A 7,558-nucleotide genomic window follows, 5' to 3' on the forward strand; every position below is an offset into this window, starting at 1 on the left:
TATTAGTTGAACCAATCGGACTTTTACGGGCGGTTATTCCTTCCCTGTCTCCTTTGTATATCTCAAAGTCTTGAAGTGAGGATTCTATTGTCCATAAAGAGTAAGATAAAAATTTGCAACTAAAAGGTGATAATTATGCCAATATGCAGTATATGTAGAGATGATAAACAATGTATAGAACAATATGTAATTCCAGAAGTGTTATGTGGATACTACTATATCAACACTGTGTGTGAAACATGCCATGAAAACGTACTAGCAAGTATAGATCGTCTATTAATTAGCCATAAATTAATCCAGTATAAAATAGATCAACTTAAACATCAAATTGACTCTCCTCTTCTTCTAGATATATATGATGAAGAAGAATATGCAAATGAAGAAACAGAAAGTGATGAGTTCCAATTCTCAAATTCTCTCATTATGAAACTATGTAAAAGGCACGATATCTCACTTCATGATGAAATATGGAAAGAAGAACGAGTAACAAAGGTTGCGGGTTCTATTCAACGTGAATTACTCCTTGATAACCGCAAATATAAGATGAGTTTATTGAAAATGGCTTACTTATTTGCTGTAAATACAATAGATGGTTATTTACATGATCCTGATGCAGTAGTTATTTCTAACATTTTATCTAACATCGATTTCATTGAATTAAAAGATAGAAATATTGTACGAGAGTTAAGCAAAAGTTCATTATGGAACACTTTAAATACTGATTGCGAAAACCACTATTTCATTTTACTAAGCGACAAAGATGGATTATTTTGCTTTATTCGCCTTTTTGATGTGTTTGATGTCGTTGTTCATCTATCTAAAAAAAGATACAGTCTTCCGTCACCAATTGTCGGTGTAAATGATGCAATTAACCAAGTATTTTATACAAAAAGTTTAAAAGATTATATGAATGGATTATTCAAGCCAACAAATGGAATTCAATATTAAAGAATAATCGATAAGCTTTCAAAAAGGAGAACGTACGCTCTCCTTTTTTATATAAACAAGATTGTGCTATAATAACAATGAAAAGAGCGATACAATCACATAAATAAACTAAATTAGCATATAAATAAAAAAAGACTAGCGTGCGGCAACACACTAGTCCCATATAACTCAGCAGAGTGGATTATTCATTATCCTATTTGTTTCTCATGAATTAGACAACCCACCTTCTATTGGCGTAGAGTGGGTTGTTATTTTTTGAGCTTGTCGATTAATAATACGACGAACGTTAGCAATGCAACGAGAAAAAGACCGCCTTGCAAAAGCAACGAAAGTTCACTCAATTTATCACCTCCCTTCACTTAGAGAAGTGATAATAAAACAACCACTCTGACCATGAGTTACTCTTTCATTTTATCATAATTTTCATTTCTTTACGATGAAAACCGGCAAGCTTTATACTTGCCGGTTATTTTATTGTGTTGAGAAAAAACAAATATGACATACTAAGAAAAAGAAGGTAGTCATATGTGGAACTGGATAAGAAAAGGAATAAAACAAATAACTCTATTAGCTCTCATTGTTCTTACGGGAGGAATAATTTGGCTGTATGCTACAAATTCCGGTCATAAACTGCGCGAAATGATAGGAGGATCTATTCTGTCATCACAGCACCCACAATTTGCAAGATTACTCTTGTCGAAAGATGAGATCCATCAATTAGAAACCGCTATTTATGCACCGCCAACACAAAAATCAAAACTTCCTAATTTTTTGTATTCCCGTAAAAAACAGCCTTTATCAGTAACTGTGGAAACAATTGAAGATCCGCACTTCACAGCAAAAATTATGAAAATAAATGACCCAACTACCATTCATTTAATAAGTACGAAATATTATGATCAAGGACAACCGTTATCTGATCTCATCGAACAAAATGGAGGTATTGCGGGTATCAACGCTGGAGGCTTTAAAGATCCAGGAGGTGTTGGACGTGGTGGACAAATTATTGGGATTGCGCTTTCTGATGGTATGATTCGTTCAGAGCCTGGATTTAGTCCAGACGCACGCAATCTTATTTGCGGATTCACTAAAAGAGGGCAATTCATTACAGGAATGTATTCTATAAATGAGTTAAAGCGTATGAGCGTCTCGCAGGCCGTAGCATTCGGACCGCAGTTGATTGTAGACGGGAAAAATATGGTGACTGATCAAGTTGAGGACGCATTTGGCTGGGCACCACGAACAGGCATCGGACAAGATGCTCAAGGGAATGTCATCATGATAGTAACAGACGGAAGGTTTTATTGGAACAAGAACCATCGCGGTGCTTCCATGAGAGATATGGTTTCCCTTTTTAAAAAATACGGATGTATAGATGCGTTTGCCCTAGACGGCGGAGGTTCCACAACGATGGTTTATAAAGGAAAGTTACAATTAAAACCAGCAACCGAAACGTCTGTCGGAATGCGCTATCTTCCAAATGCATTTGTAATCATTCCGAAAGAATAAGCATTACGAAAGAATAAGCATTACGAAAGAATCCTTACCCGCCGAGCATTTTATTTTTCGGCTTGTAAGGATTCTTAGCTGATCGGCTTTTTATGATTGATGACTGATTCTCTCTTGAACCTTATTCAATACTGTATCATAAAACGCTCTCTCATCATCCACATTGATATGAACTTTTGTTACTGTTTTTTGAAATCCATAAAACATAGTTGCCTGCATTGGCTTCACTAACACGATTTCGAGTTTTGCTGGTTCTTTCATAAACTCGTTTACCGTCGCATCAAAAATTTGCTTTTGTTCAATCTTAGAAGGTAATGCCCCTTTATTATGATGTAGGCTTTCAATATTACCAAATGGTACGATAAGCTGTTTCGTCAAACCAACTTGTAAAATAAGCTCTTTATCAGTTACAACATAGGGACATAAACGAATTGCTTGAATTTCTGCTAAGAAAAATAGCACTGCGTAAATATTTAAGATTAGTAGAACCCATGCTACAATCGGATTCCATTGATGAAGAAAATAATGAAAACCGATAGATTCAATTAAAGTTGCATGTATGAGCATAATATAAAATGCGATGGCACCTGTTTTTTTATGGTAAGTAAACATATTTGAACTTGTATTTACTTTTTTACGCCAAGAGAATAACGCGTAGTATAACAACTTACACTCAGATAACAATACATTCACAGCGACTCTTTTGGTTATGGAATCGTACACTGCTTTTTCAATTGCATATGAAAAAGATGGATATGCGAGCCTGTATTTCTTATAAGAGCGAATAATCGCAGGTAGTTTTCTTGCTATTTTATAAAAAAGATATAGCTCTAAGCAAAGAAAGGCAATTTCCCCAGCTACTAATACATATGTGATAAACGAAAAGGATTCAAAATACGGATTTGGGATAATAAATCTTGCAGCAATGTAACCTGCAAGTATAACAGAAAAGATGTATTTTAGTGAATATCGCTTTCTTATAATTAGTATGTAAGTAACGATTGGAATAGTGAGTACAAAATCAAATAGTGAACCAAGTGCTACTCTGCTTGGTAAAGGCGACATGATTGGTAGCGCATAAACAAGAATATTCGAAAGGATAATCAAACTCGTAATAGCGAACCAGATTAACCATCGTTTCTTCGATATTGCATGATTCATGTAATTATTCCTTTTTATTTAAAAATTTCATTTAAATGCTCTTTGTAAAATGTAATTGCTTTTTCATATTTTTTTACCCCTTCCGTCTTCACTACTACATCCAACAGCAATTTCATCGCATCTTCATGAAATTGTACATTGTACATTGCTAGGGATAAAAATACTTTCATTGCATCATCATCTGGATAACGTTTCATTCCTGCTTCTAATGTAGCAAGAGCTTTATCATATTCTCCAATACACCGATATGTGCTACCTAAACCGACATAAGCACCTCGCAAACTTTCCCCTTCTAATCCTAGTTCAATAGCTTTCTCGTAATACGGAACGGCTTCCGTTTCCATTCCCATAACATCATGTGTGCATGCACATTGATATAAGATTTCTGGATTTTGAGTAGAGGTTGTTAAACGTAACAAGATTTCTCTTGATTCAGCAAATTTTTTCTCATTACGCAATTGAATCGCTTTTTTTAATAGATTTTCCATCTTCTCACCCTACAGCATGTATTTTTTCTTCACTATTAATAATAAAGAAAAACTCGTTCTTTTTCAGAATAGATCATCGCAAGTTTACTGATAAGACTTCTTGCTGTATTTTCTTTATCTCGACATACTTGAACTTCACTATCTTTAGAAAGAATATAGTGATTTGTTTCAGAGGTATATAGTGCATGAGAAGCATTTGCAACTATGAAATCTGCATGTGCACCTTCCATTCGGATTTGTGCTCTCGATATTAATTCTTGTTGACTTATACCACTCTCTAACTTAAATCCAACTAACACAACAGCCGGATCCCATTGTTTAATTTGAGGTAGTACTTTTGGAGCTTTCTTAAAATGAATAACTGGCGGCATCTCGCTTGATAACTTTCCTGATTGATCCATTACATTTCCTTCGTAATCAACAATTTTATCAACAATCCAATCCGAGCCAGCAGCCGCCATAATTACAATATCTATCTTTTCACTTGTAATTATTTGTTTCATTTTATCTTGTAAATCGATAATTCCTTCAAATAAATGAGAAGAAAGATTATGAGTCTCTTTAGGTTTTTCTGCAAAATAACCATGTAAATATATAACAGAAGCCCCGGTCTTCAGCGCTTCTTCTGCAAGAAGCTTTCCCATTCTTCCTGTCGATAAATTCGTATGCCCACGTACTTCATCCCATTTTTCTAAACAACCACCACTTGTTATGAGTACCTTTTTCCCTCTCATGTTCCCCATCCTTTAATTACATATTTGCTTCGTTTGTTTTTGAGTTAAAAACCATTCTGTTCCAAAATCAACGGTTTCTCGTTGCTTCATTAATTTACATGATGCGTTTCCTATTTTCCCTAATATAACCGATCCAGTTTCATCAAATGCTTTTCCTAATGGTTCAAAATCATCAGAATCATAGTCAAACTCCTCATACTCTTTCCATTTGCGAACTTCATTTTCGATAATCGGTGCTCCCATTTGAACTTTTTCTCGATATTGCGAACGAACTTCCGATAAATGAAGTGATGTATTCGAATCATGATCCACTCCGATTAATAAAATATAACCATCTAAATCATATATTTTTCCTAAAGGTGACTGTTCCCCAAAACTAGGAGCAAGGATGTGACCATCAATAATTTGTTTTGCGTGTTTCCCCCACGCTGCAAAGCTATGTAACGGATGATTACTTCTTTTTGTATTTGGATATGTCCGAAAACACTCCACTACTTTCCCCATACTTCGCGTTGGTGTTGTTTCCGGATGAAACGGTGGTACATTGTCACGAATAATTTCCCACCAACTTTCTGGGACAGGTGGCATTTGCCAATTTTTCGGATCAGATAGATCACTCGTTTGAGTCGGCATAATAATCGTTCCTTCTTCTGTAACCACTTCCATTAAAGCTTCTACTACAGCCAAAGCCCCTCCACTTACCCAACCAATTGAACTAAGGGACGAGTGTACAATAACATCCATTCCTTCTGTAACACCTAATTTTCGTAAATCGCTTACAATTGTATGAATTGTGTTTGGCATTTTTGTTTTGGAAATTAAATCGTTTATATTCATAACAAATCCCCTATTTCTCCTACTAGAATTTCTTTAATCTACCATTTATATATTATCATATTTTTCTTAATTTTTAATCTAAAAAAGGAACTACTTTCCATCATCCATTCTTTATCCTTAAAAACAAAAAAAGATGACCTTAAAAGATCATCTTCTCATGTTGTTATTTTTCCCTCTTTTTTCTCCATAACCGCCGTAAAGCTATGTAAAATCATCCCTACAACAACAAGACTCATTCCAAGCCAAGACAAGGTTGATGGAAATGGGGCTGATAATAATATTAATTCACCAAATAGCGCAAACAATACTTCACCAGACTGCGTCGCTTCAACTGTTGCTAATTTTTGCGGATCATCTTTTACAAGGTCCGTCGCAAAAAAGAATAACATAGTTGCAATAAGACCTGAGCTTATTGCAACTATCAAACATTGTAGTACTTGATCTGATGCCGGTAACCCAACCGTTACAATTCCATATCCAGATAAAAGAAACCAAAAAGGTAAACTAGCCAACGTCATACCTAACACTCTTTGAAATACATCCAATTCGCCGTTACACACTTGCATCATTTTACGATTACCAAGCGGATATGCGAACGCTGCAAGCATCACTGGTACTACACATAAAATAGTTTCTTGAATTCCAAGTGACGATACATGCTCTATTTGCATTACAGAGACTCCCATTAAAATGACGCCGGACATCGCCAACTCTTTTAACGGTATTTTATTATGTATCACTTGATTCGAAAAAAATGGTGTTAACAAAACACCCGCAATTATTGTCATTTGCCAAGTTGATGCGACGAGCCATCCTGGTCCATAATCCCCAGCAAAGCTCAATGGTGCATAAAACAGTCCAAAACCTACAACGCTCCATAACAACCATTCAGCTGGTTGTTTCTTCATATATTGAATAAGCTGCTTTACATTCCCTCTATACATAACAATGATTAGTAATAGCGGAACCGTAAAGAAATAACGTAAAGATGCGCTCCAAATCCAGCTTCCTCCTTGTAAATCCATTGCCCTGTTTAACACAAAAGTAAACGCAAAGAAAAAAGAAGCCAGTACTCCTAATAAAATCGCTTTCATGTATAACTCCTAGTGACATTAAATTTCTTATAAAAATAGAACCATATATTCTTCATCTCGATACACTTCATCCATTTTCAATGCCCTTTTTTCTAGACCATACGATTCAAATCCAATTGATTGGTATAATTTTTTTGCTACAATATTATTTGAAACAACTGATAAGCTAATTTGTTCTATATTTAACTGCTTCGCTTTTTTCACGACTTCATTTATTAAGTTACGTGCATACCCTTTTCCTCTACTTTGAGCACTTACATACATTCCAACAATATGCCCTTTATGACGAAGTGCTGCTCTTGATTCTGTTAATAATGTGACAATCCCTACTAACTTATTACTCTCATCAAAAGCACCAAATGTATAGCTATGTTCCCCTTGTAAATTTTTGATTACTTCTTGAATTGGCTCTTTCTTTTTGATTGCTTCTTCATATGTAGTAACATAAGCTTCTGGATTTTTTTGCAGTGCTTCTAAGCGTATATCCCAATAATTTTCTGCATCCACTTCAGTTAACATTCTAATCATCTGACTACATCCTTTCTTACATATAAAATAAACGACAGCCCTTATACAGATTCTACCAAATTAGATTTTTCCTTTATATCTATTAAACGACATTTTGTTTACATAATAGTATTATATGTATCCATTACTTCTGTAATGAAAAAATACGAAGTACCTCATCAACTTTATTCATAGTAGCATCACTTAACTGAACATTTTCAGTTTGATAAAAATGATATGCCTTTTGTAAACCGTTATACAAATTTATTTGTGGTACATA

General features: G+C 34.8%; 9 protein-coding genes. 2 read left to right on the plus strand and 7 right to left on the minus strand.

All coding sequences use genetic code 11. The features are described from left to right. The first annotated feature begins 135 nt into the window (after window positions 1-135). Entirely contained in the window at window positions 136-948 is an 813-nt protein-coding gene (locus V7024_RS22880) for an HNH endonuclease (protein ID WP_335524279.1), read from the plus strand. A gap of 248 nt (window positions 949-1,196) precedes the next feature. Here the strand turns inward: V7024_RS22880 and V7024_RS22885 are convergent, their stop codons facing one another. After that, window positions 1,197-1,289: a putative holin-like toxin gene (locus tag V7024_RS22885; protein WP_090996886.1), complete on the minus strand. Its 93-nt coding sequence runs from the start codon at window positions 1,287-1,289 to the stop codon at window positions 1,197-1,199. A 184-nt stretch (window positions 1,290-1,473) separates the two neighbouring features. Between V7024_RS22885 and V7024_RS22890 the strand changes: the two genes are divergently transcribed. Continuing rightward, the gene (locus tag V7024_RS22890) at window positions 1,474-2,457 is read left to right on the plus strand and encodes a phosphodiester glycosidase family protein (RefSeq protein ID WP_335524285.1); all 984 of its coding nucleotides are present in this window, start codon (window positions 1,474-1,476) and stop codon (window positions 2,455-2,457) included. Window positions 2,458-2,547: 90 nt separating this feature from the next. Here the strand turns inward: V7024_RS22890 and V7024_RS22895 are convergent, their stop codons facing one another. The 6 genes from V7024_RS22895 to V7024_RS22920 all read right to left on the minus strand — a co-directional run bounded on the left by V7024_RS22895 (window position 2,548) and on the right by V7024_RS22920 (window position 7,299). Next, entirely contained in the window at window positions 2,548-3,618 is a 1,071-nt protein-coding gene (locus V7024_RS22895; protein WP_335524288.1) for a hypothetical protein, read from the minus strand. A gap of 14 nt (window positions 3,619-3,632) precedes the next feature. Next, window positions 3,633-4,106: a tetratricopeptide repeat protein gene (locus V7024_RS22900; protein ID WP_335524291.1), complete on the minus strand. Its 474-nt coding sequence runs from the start codon at window positions 4,104-4,106 to the stop codon at window positions 3,633-3,635. A 35-nt stretch (window positions 4,107-4,141) separates the two neighbouring features. Then, entirely contained in the window at window positions 4,142-4,840 is a 699-nt protein-coding gene (locus V7024_RS22905) for a phosphopantothenoylcysteine decarboxylase domain-containing protein (RefSeq protein ID WP_438824507.1), read from the minus strand. Between the two features lie 12 nt (window positions 4,841-4,852). Further along, window positions 4,853-5,677 carry an aminoglycoside N(3)-acetyltransferase gene (locus V7024_RS22910; RefSeq protein ID WP_335524296.1) on the minus strand — a complete coding sequence of 275 codons (825 nt, stop codon included), beginning with the start codon at window positions 5,675-5,677 and terminating at the stop codon, window positions 4,853-4,855. A gap of 155 nt (window positions 5,678-5,832) precedes the next feature. Next, window positions 5,833-6,771 carry a DMT family transporter gene (locus tag V7024_RS22915; RefSeq protein WP_335524301.1) on the minus strand — a complete coding sequence of 313 codons (939 nt, stop codon included), beginning with the start codon at window positions 6,769-6,771 and terminating at the stop codon, window positions 5,833-5,835. Between the two features lie 27 nt (window positions 6,772-6,798). Then, window positions 6,799-7,299 carry a GNAT family N-acetyltransferase gene (locus tag V7024_RS22920; protein WP_335524303.1) on the minus strand — a complete coding sequence of 167 codons (501 nt, stop codon included), beginning with the start codon at window positions 7,297-7,299 and terminating at the stop codon, window positions 6,799-6,801. Window positions 7,300-7,558: the final 259 nt, after the last annotated feature.

Source organism: Bacillus sp. JJ864 (genome assembly GCF_036963045.1).
Taxonomy (GTDB): Bacteria; Bacillota; Bacilli; order Bacillales; family Bacillaceae_G; genus Bacillus_A; species Bacillus_A pseudomycoides_C.

Excerpts from the sequence above, each read along its gene's own strand:
- V7024_RS22880 (WP_335524279.1), top strand. The coding sequence starts at position 136 with ATGCCAATATGCAGTATATGTAGAGATGATAAACAATGTATAGAACAA.
- V7024_RS22890 (WP_335524285.1), top strand. The coding sequence starts at position 1,474 with ATGTGGAACTGGATAAGAAAAGGAATAAAACAAATAACTCTATTAGCT.
- V7024_RS22895 (WP_335524288.1), bottom strand. The coding sequence starts at position 3,618 with ATGAATCATGCAATATCGAAGAAACGATGGTTAATCTGGTTCGCTATT.
- V7024_RS22900 (WP_335524291.1), bottom strand. The coding sequence starts at position 4,106 with ATGGAAAATCTATTAAAAAAAGCGATTCAATTGCGTAATGAGAAAAAA.
- V7024_RS22905 (WP_438824507.1), bottom strand. The coding sequence starts at position 4,840 with ATGAGAGGGAAAAAGGTACTCATAACAAGTGGTGGTTGTTTAGAAAAA.
- V7024_RS22910 (WP_335524296.1), bottom strand. The coding sequence starts at position 5,677 with ATGAATATAAACGATTTAATTTCCAAAACAAAAATGCCAAACACAATT.
- V7024_RS22915 (WP_335524301.1), bottom strand. The coding sequence starts at position 6,771 with ATGAAAGCGATTTTATTAGGAGTACTGGCTTCTTTTTTCTTTGCGTTT.
- V7024_RS22920 (WP_335524303.1), bottom strand. The coding sequence starts at position 7,299 with ATGATTAGAATGTTAACTGAAGTGGATGCAGAAAATTATTGGGATATA.